The following is a 20,833-nucleotide window of genomic DNA, read 5'->3' on the forward strand; positions in this document are numbered from 1 at the left end:
CGGGCGCGGCGGCCCGGCGACCCGCCCGCCGCCGGACGCCCGCGCGGGGAGCCCCGACGGCACCTCGTACCCGGCGGCAGGGCGCACCGTGCGCAGCCGTCGCCCGCCGCGGCCCCGCGGGGTGCCCCGGTTGCCGCCGCCCCGACGACACGCCGCGAACGGGTGAAGCCATATGCTGCCTAGCATGACGAGTGAGCCGGAACAGCAGATCGGAGTGGGGACGCAGGATGCGTTCCAGCGCCTGTGGACGCCTCATCGGATGGCCTACATCCAGGGCGAGAACAAGCCGACCGGTCCGGGGGCCGGCGACGGCTGTCCCTTCTGCGCGATCCCGGCCAAGTCCGACGAGGACGGCCTGATCGTCCGGCGCGGTGAGCACGTGTACGCGGTGCTCAACCTGTACCCGTACAACGGCGGTCACTTGATGACCGTGCCCTACCGGCACGTCGCCGACTACACCGAGCTGACCGGGCCGGAGACCACGGAGCTGGCCGAGCTGACCAAGCAGGCGATGACGGCGCTGCGCACCGCCTCCGGCGCCCACGGCTTCAACATCGGGATGAACCAGGGTGCCGTCGCGGGCGCCGGTATCGCCGCCCACCTGCACCAGCACATCGTGCCCCGCTGGGGCGGCGACACGAACTTTATGCCGGTGGTGGGCCACACACGGGTGCTGCCGCAGCTGCTGGCCGACACCCGGCAGATGCTCGCGGAGGCCTGGCCCAACGGGTGAGCCGTCGGGCCCGCCGCGGTCCTTCTGCGGTCCGTCCGCGCCCCGAGGGACGCGGGCGAACCGCACGCCCCGCGCGATGCCGCCGCGCGGCGGTGCCCCGGTCCGAGCGGCGCCCGGAACCCGGAGGAAGCCGGGAACCCGGGCGAGAACGCCGGCGGGCAACGGCCCGGCGCGGAGCGCTCAGGCGTCGTAGGAGTCCGCCTTCTTCGGCGAGACGTCCTGCACGGACCCGCTGAGGGCCGACGCGCGGGAGCTGAACTTCTCGATGTCGACGTCGTGCTCCTTGAGCACCCTGAGCGCGGCCCGGTGCACCGCACGGAGTATCGGCGTGGCCGCGCGCAGCGCGTCGTCGGCCATGAAGCGGTGCTTCCAGGGCTGGTCGGCCCAGGCGTGCCGCAGGCCGAAGGGCTCGGGCAGGCCGATCGAGCCGCCGAGCCACTTCAGCAGCGGCGGGTACCAGCCGACGGCGGCCCGGGCGGCGAGCCGGACCACCTCGTCGGGGGTGACCAGCGGCAGCTTGATGGTCCGGGTCTCCCAGAAGCGGACGGTCTTGGCGACCTTCTTGGTGGGGGCCTCGGGCTTGCCTCCGAACAGGCCGTTGACCGGGCCGAGAGCGTGTCCGGTGACCTCGATGCGCAGGGTCTCCTTCAGCACCGTCACCGTGATCATCATGGTGAGGACCAGATCGCCGTTCCACAGGTTCGGCCACTGCACGCCCAGGTAGTGCCGCTCACCGCTGTTGAACTGCTGGTTGTTGCAGATGTCCTCGACGGCCCTGGGCTTGACCTGGTACGCCTCGACGTCGGTCCCCTCGGGCCGGGACACCGACTTGGCGCCCTCGCCGACATGGGTGACGATCCAGTGCCGCACCTGCGGTTCGGGGAAGCCACCGGTCTTCAGATGCTGCCGGTGCAGCACGCTCAGCTCGTCGTGGATGGCGCGGACGACCGTCCAGCTGCGGAACTCGTGGATGCCTTTGACCGGGTCGAGCGGGACCAGTTCCTCGGCGAGGTGCCAGGCACCCCAGCGGGTGCCCATGCCGAGTATGCCCCTGGGACCGGCGTAGAAGACCGAGTTGGACTGCTGCTCGGCGCTGAGCCGGGCCAGCGACTGGCGCAACTGCTCGGCCGCGGCCTGGTCGGGGCTGGTCGGCACCGCCTCGGGGATCTTCGCGCCGACGCTCCCGCCCGAGAGCAGGCCGCCCCAGTTCTCCCGCAGGTCCTTCGCGGCGTTCTCACAGATCCGCTTGGCCAGGTACCAGCCGGCGACGGGGAGCACGACGCAGCCGCGCACATACCACCCCAGCAGACCGGTGAACGGCATCCGGATCAGCAGGATCACCGCGGCGACACCCACAATGGCCAGCAGGCCGGTGCCGAGCCCGGAGACCCGCTTGTTGCCGTTCTTCAGCATGCCGGCCCGGAGCTGGAAGACGAGCAGCCAGACCACCAGGCCGGGCAGGAACAGCACGCCGCACAGCAGCATGAGGGCGGTCAGCTTCTTGTCGCGCTCCCGGCGGATGCGGTTGGCCGCGAGGCAGTGCTCGACCACCATCTGGGGCTCGAAGCCGAAGGACTGGATGAGCGGCTTGCGGCCGACGCCCAGCATCCGGTCGATGACCGCCTGCGCGTACGCCTCACCGAAGTTGGGCCGGAAGATCTTCGCCCACTTGCGGCCCTCGTTCACCGACGACTGGTGCCACTCGTTGTCGGCCTTCTTGATCTCCTCCATCGGAGTGTCCCGGTAGGCCGCCGAGGCCAGGGCGAAGGTCGGAGCCTGCGCATCGCTGCCGGGCCTGGGCACCTGTGGCCCGAAGAAGTCCTCAAAGCTCATTCCCGCCCCCACTTCCCGCCGTCCTGCTTCTGCGGCTTTCCCGACTTCCGCCCACCGCACACCTGTTGATCAGGTCATCAGCGTATCCGCCGCCACCGAGAAGCGTCGGCGGACGGCCGAAGCCGCCCGCCGAACAGCCGTGCTGAACGTCAGAAGGACAACGACGACAACTACGAGGCCTCCTTCGCCTGTTCGCGGATCCTTATGGCGATCTGCGCCGGCATCGGCTCGTGCCGGGCGTAGGCACGGCCGAAGCGCGCGGTGCCGTGCGAGAGGGACCGCAGGTCGACGGCGTACCGGCCGATCTCGAACTCGGGCACCTCGGCCCGTACGAGAGTCCGTCCCTGGCCCACCTGTTCGGTGCCCAGCACCCGCCCGCGCCGGCCCGACAGGTCGCTCATCACGGCGCCCACGTAGTCGTCGCCCACCAGGACGCTCACCTCGGCCACCGGCTCCAGCAGATGGATCGTCGCGTCCGCCGCGGCCTCCCGCAGTGCCAGCGCGCCCGCCGTCTGGAAGGCGGCGTCGGAGGAGTCCACCGAGTGCGCCTTGCCGTCCAGCAGCGTGATCCGCACGTCGACGAGCGGATAACCGGCGGCGACCCCCTTGGCGGCCTGGGCCCGTACGCCCTTCTCCACCGACGGGATGAACTGCCGCGGCACGGCTCCGCCGACCACCTTGTCCACGAACTCGATGCCCGAACCGCCCGGCAGCGGCTCCACCTCGATCTCGCAGATGGCGTACTGCCCGTGCCCGCCGGACTGCTTGACATGCCGCCCGCGCCCCGACGCCCGGTGCGCGAACGTCTCCCGCAGGGACACCCGGTGCGGCACCACGTCGACCTGGACGCCGTACCGGTTGCGCAGCCGCTCCAGGGCGACGTCCGCGTGCGCCTCGCCCAGGCACCACAGCACCACCTGATGGGTGTCCTGGTTCTGCTCCAGACGCATCGTCGGGTCCTCGGCGACCAGCCGGCCGAGGCCCTGCGAGAGCTTGTCCTCGTCCGCCTTGCTGTGCGCCTGGATGGCCAGCGGCAGCAGCGGGTCGGGCATCTCCCACGGCGCCATCAGCAGCGGGTCGTCCTTGGCGGAGAGGGTGTCCCCGGTCTCCGCCCGGCCCAGCTTCGCCACGCACGCCAGATCGCCGGCGACCGCGTGCGTCACCGGCCGCTGCTGCTTGCCGAACGGGGTGGACAGGGCGCCGACCCGCTCGTCGACGTCATGGTCCTCGTGGCCGCGGTCGGCCAGCCCGTGCCCGGAGACGTGCACCGTCTCGTCGCAGCGCAGGGTGCCGGAGAAGATCCGGACCAGCGAGACCCGGCCGACGTACGGGTCAGAGGAGGTCTTCACGACCTCGGCGACCAGCGGCCCGCCCGGATCGCACGGCCTGAGCGCGCGCGTCCTGCCGTCGATCGTGGTGATGTCCGGCGCCGTGTGCTCCGCCGGGGTCGGGAAGCCACGGGTGATCAACTCCAGCAGCTCGACCGTGCCGAGCCCCTGGCGGGTGTTCTCCGCGGCGGGCGCGGCGGCCAGCACCGGGAAGAAGGCACCGCGCGCGACGGCTCGCTCCAGATCCTCGATCAGCGTCTTGACGTCGATCCGCTCACCGCCGAGGTAGCGGTCCATCAGGGTCTCGTCCTCGCTCTCGGAGATGATCCCCTCGATGAGGCGGTTGCGGGCGTCCTCGATCCGCGGGAGCAGGTCGGGCCCCGGCTCGGACTCCTTGCGCTGCCCGGCCGAGTAGTCGGACAGCTGCTGCGTCAGCAGGCCGATCAGCCCGGTCACGGGCGCGTGCCCGTCCGCGGTCTGCGGGCCGTGCAGCGGCAGGTAGAGCGGGAGCACGGCGTCCGGGTCGTCCGCGCCGAACGCCTCGGCGCACACCCGGGTCATCTCCTCGAAATCCGCGCGGGCTGCCTCCAAATGGGTGATGACGATGGCCCGCGGCATGCCGACGGCCGCGCACTCCTCCCACACCATCCGGGTCGAGCCGTCCACCCCGTCCGAGGCCGAGACCACGAAAAGGGCCGCGTCCGCGGCGCGCAGACCGGCCCGCAGCTCTCCCACGAAGTCGGCGTACCCGGGGGTGTCCAGAAGATTGATCTTGAAGCCGTCCCAGTCGACGGGCACCAGCGAGAGCTGTACGGACCGCTGCTGCCGGTGCTCGATCTCGTCGTAGTCGGAGACGGTGCCGCCGTCCTCCACGCGGCCCGCCCGGTTCACCGCTCCCGCGGCCAGCGCGAGAGCCTCCACCAAGGTGGTCTTGCCCGATCCGGAGTGGCCGACCAGCACCACATTCCGAACGGACGCGGGGTGGTCGGCCGCCGTAGCCCTGCCGGCGGCCCCAGGATGTGTGTTCGTCTTGTCGCCCATGACTTTGCCTCCCGTGCACGGTGAGGTCACAGTGGGCGCGGGAGGCGCGCAGGCCGCGTGTGGTGGCGGCGTAGGCGACGCCCGCGGTCATTCGAGCTTTCCACTCCCGTCACGGAACGTCCATACAAGCGACGCGATCCCGCCGTCCACCAGGGGTTGCGGCCGGCTTTTGCCGGTCTGCGGAGGCGGTCCGGGTGCCCGGCCATGACGCACACGCGCTGTGGCTACGATGGGCCAGCCGGTGGCCAGCAGGGGCCGCGCGGCGACACCGACCGTCGGGAAGGCCATGCTGAACAAGTACGCGCGTGCATTCTTCACGCGTGTCCTCACACCGTTCGCCGCGTATCTCATCCGCAGAGGAGTCAGCCCCGACACGGTGACGCTCATCGGCACGGCCGGAGTGGTCGCGGGTGCGCTGGTCTTCTTCCCCCGGGGCGAGTTCTTCTGGGGCACGATCGTGATCACGCTGTTCGTCTTCTCCGACCTGGTCGACGGCAACATGGCCCGCCAGCTGGGCCGCTCCAGCCGCTGGGGCGCCTTCCTGGACTCCACCCTGGACCGGGTGGCCGACAGCGCCGTCTTCGGCGGCTTCGCGCTGTGGTACGCGGGCAACGGGGACAACAATGTTCTGTGTGCCGTGTCCATCTTCTGCCTGGCCAGCGGCCAGGTGGTGTCGTACACCAAGGCCCGTGGCGAGGCGATCGGGCTGCCGGTGGCCGTCAACGGCCTCGTCGAACGCGCCGAACGGCTGGTGATCTCGCTGGTCGCGGCGGGACTCGCGGGCTTCCACAAGTTCGGTGTGCCGGGCATCCAGTGGCTGCTCCCGATCGCCCTGTGGATCGTCGCCGTCGGCAGCCTGATCACCCTGGTCCAGCGCGTCGTCACGGTCCGCCGGGAATCCGCCGAGGCCGAGGCAGGCCACCCCAACGCGTCCCAGGGGAGCGGGGCGGCGAAGTGAGCGCCCAGGAGCGCCTGACCGACGCCCTGTACGGATTCGGCTGGAGTGCCGTCAAGACGCTTCCCGAGCCGGCCGCCGTACGGCTCGGTCGCGCCGTCGCCGACCTCGCCTGGAAACGGCGGGGCAAGGGCGTGCGACGTCTGGAGAGCAACTACGCGCGCGTGGTGCCGGGCGCCACCCCGGAGCGCCTGGCCGAGCTCTCGCGCGCGGGCATGCGCTCGTACCTGCGCTACTGGATGGAGTCCTTCCGGCTGCCCGCCTGGAGTCCCGAGCGGATCAGCACCGGATTCGACCCCAAGGACATACACCGCCTCACCGACGGCCTGGCGTCCGGCCGGGGCGTCGTCCTGGCCCTGCCGCACCTGGCCAACTGGGACCTTGCGGGCGCCTGGGTCACCACCGCGCTGCGCACCCCCTTCACCACGGTCGCCGAGCGCCTGAAGCCGGAGACGCTGTACGACCGCTTCGTCGCCTATCGCGAGGGGCTGGGCATGGAGGTGCTGCCGCACAGCGGGGGCACCGCGTTCGGCACCCTGGCCCGTCGGCTGCGCGACGGCGGCCTGGTCTGCCTGGTCGCGGACCGCGACCTGTCCGCAAGCGGCGTGCCGGTCACGTTCTTCGGCGAGTCGGCCCGGATGCCCGCGGGCCCGGCGCTCCTCGCCCAGCAGACGGGCGCGCTGCTGCTGCCCGTCACGCTCTGGTACGACGACTCTCCGGTGATGCGCGGCCAGGTCCATCCGCCGGTCGAGGTACCCGAGACAGGTACGCGGGCCGAAAGGACGTCTGTCATGACACAGGCGCTGGCCGATGCCTTCGCCTCAGGGATCGCCGAGCATCCGGAGGACTGGCACATGCTGCAACGGCTGTGGGTCGCCGACCTTCACCCGCCGAAGGGAACCTCGTGAGGATCGGCATCGTCTGCCCGTACTCCTGGGACGTGCCGGGCGGCGTCCAGTTCCACGTCCGGGACCTCGCCGAGTACTTCATCCGCCTCGGCCACCAGGTCTCCGTCCTCGCGCCCGCCGACGACGACACCCCGCTGCCGCCGTACGTCGTCTCGGCCGGCCGGGCGGTGCCCGTGCCCTACAACGGCTCGGTGGCCCGGTTGAACTTCGGTTTCCTCTCCGCCGCACGGGTGCGGCGCTGGCTGCACGACGGCGCGTTCGACGTGGTCCACATCCACGAGCCGACGTCGCCGTCGCTGGGCCTGCTGACCTGCTGGGCGGCGCAGGGTCCGATCGTGGCCACCTTCCACACCTCCAACCCCCGCTCGCGCGCGATGATCGCCGCGTACTCGATCCTCCAGGCCGCGCTGGAGAAGATCAGCGCGCGCATCGCGGTGAGCGAGTACGCCCGGCGCACGCTGGTCGAGCACCTGGGCGGAGACGCGGTGGTGATCCCCAACGGCGTCGACGTCGACTTCTTCGCGCGCGCCGAGCCGAAGCCCGAGTGGCAGGGGAACACGATCGGCTTCATCGGCCGTATCGACGAGCCCCGCAAGGGCCTGCCGGTGCTGATGAAGGCCCTGCCGAAGATCCTCGCCGCCCGCCCGGGGACCCGGCTGCTGGTGGCCGGCCGCGGCGACGAGGAGGAGGCCGTCGAGACCCTTCCCGCCGGCCTGCGCAGCCGGGTCGAGTTCCTCGGCATGATCAGCGACGCGGACAAGGCACGGCTCCTGCGCAGCATCGACCTGTACGTGGCGCCCAACACCGGCGGCGAGAGCTTCGGCATCATCCTGGTCGAGGCGATGTCGGCGGGTGCCCCGGTCCTCGCCGCCGACCTCGACGCGTTCGCCCAGGTCCTCGACCAGGGCGCGGCCGGGGAACTGTTCGCCAACGAGAACGCCGACGCCCTCGCCGACGCGGCGATCCGGCTGCTCGCGGATCCGTCCCGCCGCGCGGAACTGCGCGAACGCGGCAGCGCCCACGTACGGCGGTTCGACTGGTCCACGGTCGGCGCGGACATCCTGTCGGTCTACGAGACGGTGACGACGGGCACGGCGGCGGTCGCGGCGGACGAGCGCACGACGGGCCTGCGCGCCCGCTTCGGCCTCGCCCGGGACCGGGACTGAACCGCAGGACGGAGCGGGACTGAACCCGCGGACGGAGGAGGGCCCGGTCTGGGGGCGGTGTCCCCCGGACGGTCCGTCCGGCGGGTGGTCGCCGAACAGCCCTTCCGGCGCTTGAGGACGGGGCAGTCCAGGCCGAAGCGGGGGTCCGGGGCGACAGCCCGGGGACGCTCACCCGAGCCGCGGTGCTCTCCGGCGATCCGGGCCGACGCATCCGCTCCCACCCGCCCCGGCGGAGCGCCCCGGTAGCCTTTCCCGCCGTGAGCGCAACCCTCATCTGGATCCTCGTCGCCCTGGTCGCCGTCGCCCTGTACCTCAGCTGGACGGCCGGCCGGCTCGACCGCCTGCACTCCCGGATCGACGCGGCCCGCGCCGCCCTCGACGCCCAGTTGCTGCGGCGGGCCTCCGTCGCCCAGGAACTGGCGACCTCAAGCGTGCTGGACCCGGCCGCCTCGATGGTGCTCTACGAGGCCGCGCACGCCGCCAGACAGGCCGAGGAGGAACAGCGCGAGGTCGCCGAGAGCGAGCTGAGCCAGGCGCTGCGCGCCGTCTTCGCCGAGGTCCAGCAGGTCGAGGAGGTCCGCCGGGCACCGGGCGGAGAGGCGGCCGCCCGCGAGCTGACCGAGGCGGTGCGCAGGGTGCCGATGGCCCGCCGCTTCCACAACGACGCGGTGGGCGCGGCCCGCAGGCTCCGTGAGCACCGGAAGGTGAGGTGGTTCCGGCTGGCCGGTCACGCACCCTTCCCGCTGGCCTTCGAGATGGACGACGAGCCGCCCGCCGCCCTCGTGGACCGGGTCGCCTGAGACCCCCTCTCCGCACGGCATCCCGGCCCCCACCCCCGCTCAAAAGGATCCACCGACTCACCATTGGCCCTTGCTGTGGAATGGTCCAATCGCGTTTTCTCGGTGCAGCAGAATCCCTCTTCCACCGAGTGAGGTCACCCCGTGTCCAGCACGCTTTCGGAGAACCAGGCCCCCGAGACCGGCACCGCCCGCGTGAAGCGCGGCATGGCCGAGCAGCTCAAGGGCGGCGTGATCATGGACGTCGTCACGCCGGAACAGGCGAAGATCGCCGAGGACGCGGGCGCCGTCGCCGTCATGGCCCTGGAACGGGTCCCGGCCGACATCCGCAAGGACGGCGGCGTGGCCCGCATGTCCGACCCGGACATGATCGAGGGCATCATCGCCGCCGTGTCGATCCCGGTCATGGCCAAGTCCCGCATCGGCCACTTCGTCGAGGCCCAGGTTCTGCAGTCCCTCGGTGTGGACTACATCGACGAGTCCGAGGTCCTCACCCCGGCCGACGAGGTCAACCACTCCGACAAGTGGGCGTTCACCACGCCGTTCGTGTGCGGCGCCACCAACCTGGGCGAGGCCCTGCGCCGTATCGCCGAGGGCGCCGCGATGATCCGTTCCAAGGGCGAGGCCGGCACCGGCAACGTCGTCGAGGCCGTACGCCACCTGCGCCAGATCAAGAACGAGATCGCCCGGCTGCGCGGCTTCGACAGCCACGAGCTGTACGCCGCGGCCAAGGAGCTGCGCGCCCCGTACGAGCTGGTCAAGGAGGTCGCCGAACTGGGCAAGCTGCCGGTCGTGCTGTTCTCCGCCGGCGGTGTCGCCACCCCGGCCGACGCCGCCCTGATGCGCCAGCTCGGTGCCGAGGGCGTCTTCGTCGGCTCCGGAATCTTCAAGTCCGGCGACCCGGCCAAGCGCGCCGCCGCCATCGTGAAGGCCACCACCTTCTACGACGACCCGAAGATCATCGCGGACGCGTCCCGCAACCTCGGCGAGGCCATGGTCGGCATCAACCTCGACGTCCTCCCCGAGACCGAGCGCTACGCCAACCGCGGCTGGTAACCCCGATGAGCACTCCTGTGATCGGTGTCCTGGCCCTCCAGGGCGACGTACGGGAGCACCTCGTCGCCCTGGCCGCGGCCGATGCCGTGGCCAGGCCGGTGCGGCGCCCCGACGAACTCGCCGAGGTGGACGGACTCGTCATCCCCGGCGGCGAGTCGACCACCATCTCCAAACTGGCCGTCCTCTTCGGCCTCATGGACCCGCTCCGCGCGCGCGTGCGTGCCGGCCTGCCCGTGTACGGCACCTGCGCGGGCATGATCATGCTGGCCGACAAGATCCTCGACCCGCGCTCGGGCCAGGAGACCGTCGGCGGGATCGACATGATCGTGCGCCGTAACGCCTTCGGGCGGCAGAACGAGTCCTTCGAGGCGGCGGTCGACGTCACCGGGATCGCGGGCGATCCTGTAGAGGGCGTCTTCATCCGCGCCCCCTGGGTCGAGTCGGTCGGGGCGGCGGCCGAGGTGCTCGCCGAGCACGCCGGCCACATCGTCGCGGTCCGCCAGGGCAACGCGCTCGCCACCTCGTTCCACCCGGAACTGACCGGCGACCACCGGGTGCACGCCCTGTTCGTCGACATGGTGCGCGCGAAACGCACGGCTGAGTCCTTGTAGGATCGCTGGCGTTCGCTGCAGAGACGGGTTACGCGAAGGAGACAGGCAGATGTCCGGCCACTCTAAATGGGCCACGACGAAGCACAAGAAGGCCGTGATCGACGCCAAGCGCGGCAAGCTCTTCGCGAAGCTCATCAAGAACATCGAGGTAGCGGCGCGGATGGGCGGCGCCGACCCGGAGGGCAACCCGACGCTCTACGACGCCGTCCAGAAGGCGAAGAAGCAGTCGGTCCCGAACAAGAACATCGACTCCGCCGTCAAGCGCGGCGCGGGCCTGGAGGCCGGCGGCGCCGACTACGAGACGATCATGTACGAGGGCTACGGCCCCAACGGTGTCGCGGTGCTCATCGAATGCCTCACCGACAACCGCAACCGCGCCGCCTCCGACGTCCGGGTCGCCATGACCCGCAACGGCGGCTCGATGGCCGACCCGGGCTCGGTGTCGTACCTCTTCAACCGCAAGGGCGTCGTGATCGTCCCCAAGAGCGGGCTGAGCGAGGACGACGTCCTCGGCGCCGTCCTGGACGCGGGTGCCGAGGAGGTCAACGACCTCGGTGAGTCCTTCGAGGTGCTCAGCGAGGCCACCGACCTGGTCGGAGTCCGCACCGCCCTCCAGGACGCCGGGATCGACTACGACTCCGCCGAGGCCAACTTCGTCCCGACCATGCAGGTCGAACTGGACGAGGAGGGCGCCAAGAAGATCTTCAAGCTGATCGACGCACTGGAGGACAGCGACGACGTGCAGAACGTCTTCGCCAACTTCGACGTCAGCGACGAGGTCATGGAGAAGGTCGACGCGTAACGCCGCGACCACATCCGCAGGGCTGCACGGGCGTACGGGCCGACGGGACACACCCGTCGGCCCGTCCCTTTGCCCGGCGTTGTCAGTGGCACCCGATAGCCTGCACGAACTGGGGGACCGGCCGGCAGAGCCGGGGAGAGCGAAGGGACGGGCGCGTGCGTGTGCTGGGGGTGGACCCGGGGCTGACCCGCTGCGGCGTCGGGGTGGTCGAGGGCGTCGCCGGGCGTCCGCTCACGATGCTCGGCGTGGGTGTCGTCCGCACCCCCGCGGACGCCGAACCGGCCCACCGGCTGGTCGCCGTGGAGCAGGGCATCGAGGCCTGGCTCGACGAACACCGTCCCGAGTACGTGGCGGTGGAGCGCGTCTTCAGCCAGCACAACGTGCGCACGGTGATGGGCACCGCCCAGGCCAGCGCCGTCGCCATGCTCTGTGCGGCCCGCCGGGGCATCCCCGTCGCCCTGCACACCCCCAGCGAGGTCAAGGCGGCCGTCACCGGCACCGGCCGCGCCGACAAGGCCCAGGTCGGTGCCATGGTCACCCGGCTGCTGCGGCTGGCCGCGCCACCGAAGCCCGCGGACGCCGCCGACGCCCTGGCCCTGGCCATCTGCCACATCTGGCGTGCCCCCGCGCAGAACCGACTCCAGCAGGCGGTGGCCCTGCACGCAGCCAGAACACCGCCCGCAGCACCGAAAGGCCGTACGGAATGATCGCCTTCGTGAGCGGCACGGTCGCCGCACTCGCTCCCGACACCGCGGTGGTCGAGGTGGGCGGTGTCGGCATGGCCGTCCAGTGCACGCCGAACACGCTCTCCACGCTCCGAGTGGGCCGGCCCGCCAAGCTCGCCACCTCCCTGGTGGTCCGCGAGGACTCGCTGACCCTGTACGGCTTCGTGGACGACGACGAACGCCAGGTCTTCGAGCTGCTGCAGACCGCCAGCGGCGTCGGCCCGCGTCTCGCCCAGGCCATGCTGGCCGTGCACGCCCCCGACGCGCTGCGCCGGGCGGTCTCCACCGGGGACGAGAAGGCGCTCGTCGCCGTCCCCGGCATCGGCAAGAAGGGCGCCCAGAAACTGCTGCTCGAACTGAAGGACCGGCTCGGCGAGCCGATCGGCGCCCCCGCCGTCGGTGCGCCGGTCACCCAGGGCTGGCGCGACCAGCTGCACGCAGCCCTGATCGGCCTCGGATACGCCACCCGTGAGGCCGACGAAGCGGTCGCCGCGGTGACCCCGCAGGCCGAGGCGGCCGGCGGCGCCCCGCAGGTCGGTCAGCTGCTGAAGGCCGCCCTCCAGACCCTCAACCGTGCCCGCTGACCACTTGGGCCACCCAGCTAGGAGACCTCAGTGAACTGGGACGACACGACCGGCGGCTCCGCACCCGAGCAGCCCGTCGCCCCCTTGGCGGACCGGCTGGTGGGCTCCGCCGCCGACGGCGAGGACCAGGCCGTCGAGGCCGCCCTGCGCCCCAAGGACCTCGGTGAGTTCATCGGCCAGGAGAAGGTCCGTGAACAGCTCGACCTCGTCCTGCGGGCCGCACGCGCGCGGGGCGCCACCGCCGACCACGTGCTGCTCTCCGGCGCCCCCGGCCTGGGCAAGACCACCCTGTCGATGATCATCGCGGCCGAGATGGGCGCCCCGATCCGCATCACCAGCGGCCCCGCCATCCAGCACGCGGGCGACCTCGCGGCGATCCTTTCCTCGCTCCAGGAGGGCGAGGTCCTCTTCCTCGACGAGATCCACCGGATGTCCCGGCCCGCCGAGGAGATGCTCTACATGGCGATGGAGGACTTCCGGGTCGACGTCATCGTCGGCAAGGGCCCCGGCGCCACCGCCATCCCGCTCGAACTGCCCCCGTTCACCCTGGTCGGCGCCACTACCCGCGCGGGCCTGCTGCCGCCCCCGCTGCGCGACCGTTTCGGCTTCACGGCCCACATGGAGTTCTACGAGCCCGCCGAACTGGAGCGCGTCGTGCACCGTTCGGCCCAGCTGCTCGACGTCGGGATCGAGTCCGCGGGCGCCGCCGAGATCGCCGGCCGCTCCCGCGGCACGCCCCGGATCGCCAACCGCCTGCTGCGCCGCGTCCGGGACTATGCGCAGGTCAAGGCCGACGGGCTCATCACGCGCGACATCGCGGGTGCGGCCCTCGCCGTCTACGAGGTGGACGAGCGCGGCCTCGACCGGCTCGACCGCGCCGTCCTGAATGCCCTGCTGAAGCTGTTCGGCGGCGGTCCGGTCGGCCTGTCGACCCTCGCCGTCGCGGTGGGGGAGGAGCGCGAGACGGTCGAGGAGGTCGCCGAGCCCTTCCTGGTCCGCGAGGGACTGCTGGCCCGTACGCCACGCGGGCGGATCGCCACGCCCGCGGCATGGGCGCATCTCGGCCTCACCCCGCCCCGCGCGGCGGCTGCGGGAAACGGACAACCGGACTTGTTCGGGACGTGACCGCGGGCGCAGTGGCCGGGACAGGAACCCAGGTGCCATGCTGAGCGTTGTTCCATGCGCGCGGACTCGCTTAGACTCCGCCGATGCCGCCCAACAAGCGGCGCGTCCACACCCCCAGCCACCAGGCCGCAGCCCGTCGCGGTCGTGCGAAGGAAATCCCGACCCGTGAATACCTTGACCCTTCTCCCGTTCATCGTGCTCATCGCGGCCATGTTCCTGATGACACGCTCGGCCAAGAAGAAGCAGCAGCAGGCCAGTGACATGCGGAACCAGATGCAGCCCGGTTCCGGTGTCCGCACGATCGGGGGCATCTACGCGACGGTCAAGGAGGTCAACGAGGAAACCGTCCTCCTTGACGCGGGCCCGGGCGTCGATCTCCTCTTCGCGAAGAACGCCATCGGTGCCGTCCTCACCGACGACGAGTACAACCGCATCGTGCACGGCATCGAGCACGACCTGAAGTCGGACCTCGACATCGTCCCGGACGATGCCTCCTCCCTCACCGAGACCGACGAGCCCGCCGATGCCGCCCCGGCCGCCGACAAGGCCATCGACCTCGGCAAGAAGGACGTCGCCGAGGAGCCCGCCGACGCCGCCCCCGCCGGCTCCGGCAAGGAGGCCGCGGCCGAGGAGCCCGCCGACAGCGCGGCGGCGGACGACGCTCCGAAGGCGGACGACGAGTCGAAGAAGACAGACGGCGGCTCCGACGCGAAGTAGTAACGTCCAGGGGTGCGCGGTTCCGGCTCGGGCACCCCTCGACGTGTGCTTCTCGCAGGGGTCCCGAACCACGTCATGGCCGCAGCCGCGCTGACCCGGCGCGGGACGGCCCGAGAGGGAGTACAAGAAGGTGGCAGCACCTAAGAAGGGCCGGAGCGCGAGCGCCCAGAGCAAGCCGGGGCGCTCGCTGGCCCTCATCCTGATCGCCATCGTGGCGCTCACCGGTGGAATGTTCCTCTCCGGGCACACCACCCCGCGTCTCGGCATCGACCTCGCCGGTGGTACGAGCATCACGCTCCAGGCGAAGGCCGACCAGGGGTCCGCGATCAACAAGGCCAACATGGACACCGCGGTCGAGATCATGAACCGCCGTGTCAACGGCCTGGGTGTCTCCGAGGCGGAGGTGCAGACCCAGGGGACGAACAACATCATCGTCAACATCCCCAAGGGCACCAACTCCGAAGAGGCCCGCCAACAGGTCGGCACCACCGCAAAGCTGTACTTCCGCCCGGTCCTGCAGAGCCAGGCCAGCTCCGCCGCGCCGAGCGCGTCGCCGAGCGCATCTCCCAGTGGCAGCGCCTCGCCGTCGCCGTCGAGCAGCGCGTCGTCCGACCAGAAGGCGTCCTCCCCGAAGTCGCCGACGGCCTCCGCGACCTCCCAGGGCCGGGCCGTGACCGACGGCCTGAAGGCCGACGCCTCACCGTCCGCGTCGTCGGGCGCCTCCGGCGCCCCGAGCCCGAGTGCCACGGACACCGCAGGCTCCGGCGCCTCCGGCAAGGTGGAGGCCCAGTACGCCGAGCTGGACTGCTCCAAGGCGACGGACCGGGCCACCGTCGGAAAGACGGCCAAGCCCGGCGACACGACCGTGGGCTGCGGCAAGATCGACGGCGCCTGGTACAAGTACCTGCTCGGCCCGGCCGCCGTCGACGGCACCGAGGTCAAGAAGGCGCAGGCGGTCTTCGACACGCAGACCGCGGCCGGCTGGCAGGTCCAGATGAACTTCAACTCCAGCGGCTCCAAGAAGTTCGCCGACATCACCGGCAAGCTCGCCAAGAACCCGAGCCCGCAGAACCAGTTCGGCATCGTCCTCGACGGCGAGGTCGTCTCCAGCCCGTACGTCAGCCAGTCCATCGCCGGCGGCCAGGCGCAGATCTCGGGCAAGTTCACCCAGGAGGAGGCGCAGAGCCTCTCCAACATGCTGTCGTACGGTGCGCTCCCGCTCTCCTTCAAGGAAGAGAGCGTCACCACGGTGACCGCCGCGCTCGGCGGTGAGCAGCTGCACGCGGGTCTGCTCGCAGGCGCCATCGGCCTCGCCCTGGTCGTCATCTACCTGGTGGCCTACTACCGGGGCCTGTCGCTCGTGGCGATGGCCTCGCTGCTGGTCTCCGCGGTCCTCACCTACGTGATCATGTCGCTGCTCGGCCCGACGATCGGCTTCGCACTGAACCTGCCCGCGGTCTGCGGCGCCATCGTGGCGATCGGTATCACGGCGGACTCGTTCATCGTGTTCTTCGAACGCGTCCGGGACGAGATCCGCGAAGGCCGCTCGCTGCGTCCGGCCGTCGAACGCGGCTGGCCCCGTGCCCGGCGCACCATCCTGGTCTCCGACTTCGTGTCGTTCCTCGCCGCCGCCGTGCTGTTCATCGTGACCGTCGGCAAGGTCCAGGGCTTCGCGTTCACGCTCGGTCTGACGACCGTGCTCGACGTCGTCGTGGTCTTCTTCTTCACCAAGCCGCTGATGACGCTGCTCGCCCGCCGGAAGTTCTTCGCACAGGGCCACAAGTGGTCCGGGCTCGACCCGAAGAGTCTGGGCGCCAAACCGCCGCTGCGCCGCACCCGCCGTCCCGCCGGACCTGCCGCCGGCCCTGTCGACCCGAAGGAAGCGTGAGCGATGTCGAAACTCGGCAACCTCGGCGCCCGACTCCACCGCGGCGAGATCAGCTACGACTTCGTCGGCAAGCGCAAGATCTGGTACGGCGTCTCCATCCTGATCACCATCACCGCCATCGTCGGCCTGGCGGTGCGCGGCCTGAACATGGGCATCGACTTCCAGGGCGGTGCGGTCTTCACCACCCCGAAGACCAGCGTCTCCGTGACACAGGCGGAAGAGTTCGCGCAGAACGCCGCGGGCCACGACGCGGTCGTGCAGAAGCTCGGCTCCGGCGGTCTGCGCATCCAGATCGCGGGCATGGACACCCAGAAGTCCGACCAGGTCAAGACCGTCCTCGCGAAGGACTTCAAGGTCGACGCGGAGTCCATCAACGCCGACCTGGTCGGTCCCAGCTGGGGCGAGACGATCGCCAACAAGGCCTGGGAGGGCCTGGCGATCTTCATGGTGCTCGTCGTGATCTATCTGGCGATCGCCTTCGAATGGCGGATGGCCATCGCCGCGCTCGTCGCGCTGATCCACGACATCACCATCACCACCGGCATCTACGCCCTGGTCGGTTTCGAGGTCACGCCCGGCACGATCATCGGTCTGCTGACCATCCTCGGTTACTCGCTGTACGACACCGTCGTCGTCTTCGACAGCCTCAAGGAGCAGACGAAGGACATCACGAAGCAGACCCGCTTCACCTACCGGGACATCGCCAACCAGTCGATCAACGGCACCCTGGTCCGCTCCGTCAACACCACGGTGGTCGCGCTGCTGCCGGTGGCGGGCCTGCTGTTCATCGGCGGCGGCTTCCTCGGCGCCGGCACGCTCAACGACATCTCGCTGTCGCTGTTCGTCGGCCTCGCGGCCGGTGCGTACTCCTCGATCTTCATCGCCACGCCGCTCGTCGCCGACCTCAAGGAACGCGAGCCGCAGATGAAGGCCCTCAGGAAGCGGGTCATGGCCAAGCGGGCCCAGTCCTCCACCGAGGAGGAGACGGCGGCGAGCCGCCCCGATCCCGCTGACGAACCCGAGGACGCCACCCCCGCGGGCGTGGGCCTGCGCAACCAGCCCGCGTCCCGCAACCGGGGCCGCGGCCGCCCCTCGGGGAAGCGCCGATGACCGGCATCCAGGAGCTGCTGCTCAGCCGCATCCGCGATGTCCCCGACTATCCGGAGCAGGGCGTGACGTTCAAGGACATCACGCCGCTCCTGGCGGACCCGGCGGCGTTCACGGCGCTCACCGACGCGCTGGCCGACCTCGCCGGGACCACCGGCGCCACCAAGGTCGTCGGCCTGGAGGCCCGGGGATTCATCCTGGGCGCCCCGGTCGCCGTCCGCGCCGGCCTCGGCTTCATCCCGGTCCGGAAGGCGGGCAAGCTCCCCGGAGCCACCCTCCGTCAGGCGTACGACCTGGAGTACGGCTCGGCCGAGATCGAGGTGCACGCCGAGGACCTGACCCCGGCCGACCGCGTCCTGGTCGTCGACGACGTCCTCGCCACGGGCGGCACCGCGGAGGCCGCGATCCGGCTCATCCACCGCGCGGGTGCCGAGGTGGCGGGTGTCGCGGTGCTGATGGAGCTGGGTTTCCTGGACGGCCGGAGCCGACTGGAGCAGGCCCTGCGCGGGGCACCGCTTCAGGCGCTGCTCCAGCTCTGAGCCGTCCCGGGCAGGACCGCGCGACCACGTGCGCGCCACCCGCGCGAGCAGCGCGTGACACCCCTGAAACACCTGTAGTACACCGTTGAGGCGGGCCCGGAGGAATCCGGCGCCCGCCTCTCGCGTTGGGCTGTGGACGGTCCGCACACCGGGCTGGAGGCGATGACGGAGCCCAGGATCGATACCATGGGTTATTCGGAGCCTGACCGGGGTGCCGGAGAGAGCGCACGAGGAGTCCTCTTGCCAGACGAGGCCCAGCCACTGACCGCCGCGAAGCCCGAGTCCGCCTCGGCGCCCGCGGCCAAGCCCGCGCCGCCCACCAAGAAGGACACCCGCGGGCAGATCGAGCACGCCCAGTCCGCGCCCGTCGAGCGCTCGGCCGAACCCGTGCGCCCCAAGCCCGTCCCGCCCGCGGTCCGCTCCGCGACCGGCCAGTCGGCGCGCTCCGGCTCCTCGAACCGCGTCCGGGCCCGCCTCGCCAGGCTCGGCGTCCAGCGCGCGAACCCGTACAACCCGGTCCTGGAGCCGCTGCTGCGGATAGTGCGCAGCAACGACCCCAAGATCGAGAACGCCACCCTGCGCCAGATCGAGCGCGCCTACCAGGTCGCCGAGCGCTGGCACCGCGGCCAGAAGCGCAAGAGCGGCGACCCGTACATCACCCACCCGCTCGCGGTCACCACCATCCTCGCCGAGCTGGGCATGGACCCGGCCACCCTGATGGCCGGGCTGCTGCACGACACCGTCGAGGACACCGAGTACGGCCTCGACGACCTGCGCCGCGACTTCGGCGACGTCGTCGCCCTGCTCGTCGACGGCGTCACCAAGCTGGACAAGGTCAAGTTCGGTGAGGCCGCGCAGGCCGAGACCGTGCGCAAGATGGTCGTCGCCATGGCCAAGGACCCGCGCGTCCTGGTCATCAAGCTCGCCGACCGGCTGCACAACATGCGCACGATGCGCTACCTCAAGCGGGAGAAGCAGGAGAAGAAGGCGCGCGAGACCCTGGAGATCTACGCGCCGCTCGCCCACCGGCTGGGCATGAACACCATCAAGTGGGAGCTGGAGGACCTCGCCTTCGCGATCCTCTACCCGAAGATGTACGACGAGATCGTCCGGCTGGTGGCCGAGCGGGCACCGAAACGTGACGAGTACCTGGCCATAGTGACCGACGAGGTCCAGGCCGACCTGCGGGCCGCCCGCATCAAGGCGACCGTCACCGGCCGGCCGAAGCACTACTACAGCGTCTACCAGAAGATGATCGTCCGCGGCCGTGACTTCGCGGAGATCTACGACCTGGTGGGCATCCGCGTCCTGGTGGACACCGTCCGCGACTGCTACGCGGCGCTGGGCACCGTCCACGCGCGCTGGAACCCGGTTCCGGGGCGCTTCAAGGACTACATCGCGATGCCCAAGTTCAACATGTACCAGTCGCTGCACACGACGGTGATCGGTCCCAACGGCAAACCCGTCGAACTGCAGATCCGCACCTTCGACATGCACCGCCGCGCCGAGTACGGCATCGCCGCGCACTGGAAGTACAAGCAGGAGGCTGTCGCCGGCGCCTCCAAGGTCCGGACCGACGTGCCCAAGCCCGCGGGCAAGGCCGGGAAGGAAGCCGCCGCCATCAACGACATGGCGTGGCTGCGGCAGTTGCTGGACTGGCAGAAGGAGACCGAGGACCCCGGGGAGTTCCTGGAGTCGCTGCGCTTCGACCTGTCCCGCAACGAGGTCTTCGTCTTCACGCCCAAGGGCGATGTCATCGCGCTGCCCGCCGGTGCCACCCCGGTCGACTTCGCCTACGCGGTGCACACCGAGGTCGGCCACCGCACCATAGGAGCCCGGGTCAACGGCCGCCTCGTACCGCTCGAATCCACCCTGGACAACGGCGACCTGGTGGAGGTCTTCACCTCCAAGGCACCCGGCGCCGGCCCCTCCCGGGACTGGCTCGGCTTCGTCAAGTCACCGCGCGCCCGCAACAAGATCCGGGCCTGGTTCTCCAAGGAGCGCCGCGACGAGGCGATCGAGCAGGGCAAGGATGCCATCGTCCGCGCGATGCGCAAGCAGAACCTGCCGATCCAGCGGATCCTCACCGGCGACTCGCTCGTCACGCTCGCGCACGAGATGCGCTACCCGGACATCTCCGCGCTGTACGCAGCGATCGGCGAGGGACATGTCTCCGCGCAGAACGTCGTGCAGAAGCTGGTGCAGGCGCTCGGCGGCGAGGAGGCGGCCACCGAGGAGATCGACGAGAGCGTGCCGCCCTCGCACGGCCGGGGCCGGAGCCGCCGCTCCAGCGCCGACCCGGGCGTGGTCGTCAAGGGCGTCGAGGACGTGTGGGTCAAGCTGGCCCGCTGCTGCACGCCGGTGCCCGGTGACCCGATCATCGGCTTCGTCACGCGCGGCAACGGCGTCTCGGTGCACCGCAGCGACTGCGTCAACGTGGAATCGCTGTCCCGGGAACCCGAGCGGATCCTGGAGGTCGAGTGGGCGCCCACCCAGTCCTCGGTCTTCCTCGTCGCCATCCAGGTCGAGGCACTGGACCGCTCCCGGCTCCTGTCGGACGTCACCCGCGTCCTGTCCGACCAGCACGTGAACATCCTCTCCGCGGCCGTCCAGACCTCGCGTGACCGCGTCGCCACCTCCCGGTTCACCTTCGAGATGGGCGACCCGAAGCACCTGGGGCACGTCCTGAAGGCGGTCCGGGGCGTGGAGGGCGTGTACGACGTGTACCGGGTGACCTCGGCCCGCAGCAGGTGATCGGCTCCGGCAGCCGGTGAGACCCGGTGGCCCGCGCGAGGGCCCGTACAGCGCCCGTACACCGGCTCGGGCGGCCCGGCGGCCCAAAAGGGCCGGCCAGGGGTCCGCAACGGCGAGAGGGCCCTGTACACGGCGTACAGGGCCCTCTCGCGGGCGGCAGGCGG

18 protein-coding genes are annotated in these 20,833 nt (G+C 70.9%); 16 read left to right on the top strand and 2 right to left on the bottom strand.

Translation table 11 applies throughout. The features are described from left to right. Positions 1-172: 172 nt before the first annotated feature. Positions 173-733 carry an HIT family protein gene (locus tag ACFYPJ_RS12790; protein ID WP_389014715.1) on the top strand — a complete coding sequence of 187 codons (561 nt, stop codon included), beginning with the start codon at positions 173-175 and terminating at the stop codon, positions 731-733. A gap of 180 nt (positions 734-913) precedes the next feature. Here ACFYPJ_RS12790 and ACFYPJ_RS12795 read toward each other — a convergent pair whose 3' ends face one another. Both ACFYPJ_RS12795 and ACFYPJ_RS12800 read right to left on the bottom strand, forming a co-directional pair. After that, positions 914-2,566: a hypothetical protein gene (locus ACFYPJ_RS12795; protein WP_389014718.1), complete on the bottom strand. Its 1,653-nt coding sequence runs from the start codon at positions 2,564-2,566 to the stop codon at positions 914-916. Positions 2,567-2,736: 170 nt separating this feature from the next. Further along, the gene (locus ACFYPJ_RS12800) at positions 2,737-4,935 is read right to left on the bottom strand and encodes an elongation factor G-like protein EF-G2 (RefSeq protein ID WP_389014721.1); all 2,199 of its coding nucleotides are present in this window, start codon (positions 4,933-4,935) and stop codon (positions 2,737-2,739) included. A gap of 229 nt (positions 4,936-5,164) precedes the next feature. Here ACFYPJ_RS12800 and pgsA point away from each other — a divergent pair, with 229 nt between their 5' ends. The 15 genes from pgsA to ACFYPJ_RS12875 all read left to right on the top strand — a co-directional run bounded on the left by pgsA (position 5,165) and on the right by ACFYPJ_RS12875 (position 20,669). After that, a complete protein-coding gene (gene pgsA / locus ACFYPJ_RS12805; RefSeq protein ID WP_389015094.1) occupies positions 5,165-5,893 on the top strand; it encodes a phosphatidylinositol phosphate synthase in 729 nt (242 codons plus the stop codon). Further along, positions 5,890-6,798, top strand: a complete 909-nt coding sequence (locus tag ACFYPJ_RS12810) for a phosphatidylinositol mannoside acyltransferase (protein ID WP_389014723.1) — start codon at positions 5,890-5,892, stop codon at positions 6,796-6,798. Before pgsA ends, ACFYPJ_RS12810 begins: the two co-directional genes overlap by 4 nt. After that, positions 6,795-7,964, top strand: coding sequence for a glycosyltransferase family 4 protein (locus ACFYPJ_RS12815; RefSeq protein WP_389014726.1), 1,170 nt, complete (start codon positions 6,795-6,797; stop codon positions 7,962-7,964). The genes ACFYPJ_RS12810 and ACFYPJ_RS12815 overlap by 4 nt, the downstream gene beginning before the upstream one ends. A 257-nt stretch (positions 7,965-8,221) precedes the next feature. Beyond that, entirely contained in the window at positions 8,222-8,764 is a 543-nt protein-coding gene (locus ACFYPJ_RS12820) for a hypothetical protein (protein WP_389014729.1), read from the top strand. A 204-nt stretch (positions 8,765-8,968) separates the two neighbouring features. Beyond that, positions 8,969-9,817 carry a pyridoxal 5'-phosphate synthase lyase subunit PdxS gene (gene pdxS / locus ACFYPJ_RS12825; RefSeq protein ID WP_389015097.1) on the top strand — a complete coding sequence of 283 codons (849 nt, stop codon included), beginning with the start codon at positions 8,969-8,971 and terminating at the stop codon, positions 9,815-9,817. Positions 9,818-9,822: 5 nt separating this feature from the next. Continuing rightward, on the top strand, positions 9,823-10,428 hold the full coding sequence (pdxT, locus tag ACFYPJ_RS12830) for a pyridoxal 5'-phosphate synthase glutaminase subunit PdxT (RefSeq protein WP_389014732.1): 606 nt from the start codon (positions 9,823-9,825) through the stop codon (positions 10,426-10,428). A gap of 49 nt (positions 10,429-10,477) precedes the next feature. Beyond that, the gene (locus tag ACFYPJ_RS12835; protein ID WP_389014735.1) at positions 10,478-11,230 is read left to right on the top strand and encodes a YebC/PmpR family DNA-binding transcriptional regulator; all 753 of its coding nucleotides are present in this window, start codon (positions 10,478-10,480) and stop codon (positions 11,228-11,230) included. Between the two features lie 155 nt (positions 11,231-11,385). Next, positions 11,386-11,937 (top strand): crossover junction endodeoxyribonuclease RuvC, encoded by a 552-nt coding sequence (gene ruvC / locus ACFYPJ_RS12840; protein ID WP_389014738.1) that lies wholly within the window; start codon positions 11,386-11,388, stop codon positions 11,935-11,937. Then, on the top strand, positions 11,934-12,539 hold the full coding sequence (gene ruvA, locus ACFYPJ_RS12845; protein ID WP_376525095.1) for a Holliday junction branch migration protein RuvA: 606 nt from the start codon (positions 11,934-11,936) through the stop codon (positions 12,537-12,539). Before ruvC ends, ruvA begins: the two co-directional genes overlap by 4 nt. Positions 12,540-12,569: 30 nt before the next feature. Next, entirely contained in the window at positions 12,570-13,664 is a 1,095-nt protein-coding gene (gene ruvB, locus ACFYPJ_RS12850; RefSeq protein WP_389014741.1) for a Holliday junction branch migration DNA helicase RuvB, read from the top strand. Positions 13,665-13,829: 165 nt separating this feature from the next. Further along, on the top strand, positions 13,830-14,381 hold the full coding sequence (gene yajC, locus ACFYPJ_RS12855) for a preprotein translocase subunit YajC (RefSeq protein WP_389014744.1): 552 nt from the start codon (positions 13,830-13,832) through the stop codon (positions 14,379-14,381). A gap of 130 nt (positions 14,382-14,511) precedes the next feature. After that, positions 14,512-16,269, top strand: a complete 1,758-nt coding sequence (secD, locus tag ACFYPJ_RS12860; RefSeq protein ID WP_389014746.1) for a protein translocase subunit SecD — start codon at positions 14,512-14,514, stop codon at positions 16,267-16,269. A 3-nt stretch (positions 16,270-16,272) separates the two neighbouring features. Next, on the top strand, positions 16,273-17,379 hold the full coding sequence (gene secF / locus ACFYPJ_RS12865; RefSeq protein ID WP_389014749.1) for a protein translocase subunit SecF: 1,107 nt from the start codon (positions 16,273-16,275) through the stop codon (positions 17,377-17,379). Continuing rightward, positions 17,376-17,915, top strand: coding sequence for an adenine phosphoribosyltransferase (locus ACFYPJ_RS12870; RefSeq protein WP_389014751.1), 540 nt, complete (start codon positions 17,376-17,378; stop codon positions 17,913-17,915). The genes secF and ACFYPJ_RS12870 overlap by 4 nt, the downstream gene beginning before the upstream one ends. 240 nt (positions 17,916-18,155) lie before the next feature. Next, on the top strand, positions 18,156-20,669 hold the full coding sequence (locus ACFYPJ_RS12875; RefSeq protein ID WP_389014754.1) for a RelA/SpoT family protein: 2,514 nt from the start codon (positions 18,156-18,158) through the stop codon (positions 20,667-20,669). The last annotated feature ends 164 nt before the right edge of the window (positions 20,670-20,833 follow it).

Origin of the sequence: Streptomyces sp. NPDC006012 (assembly GCF_042871185.1) — a bacterium.
GTDB lineage: Bacteria > Actinomycetota > Actinomycetes > Streptomycetales > Streptomycetaceae > Streptomyces.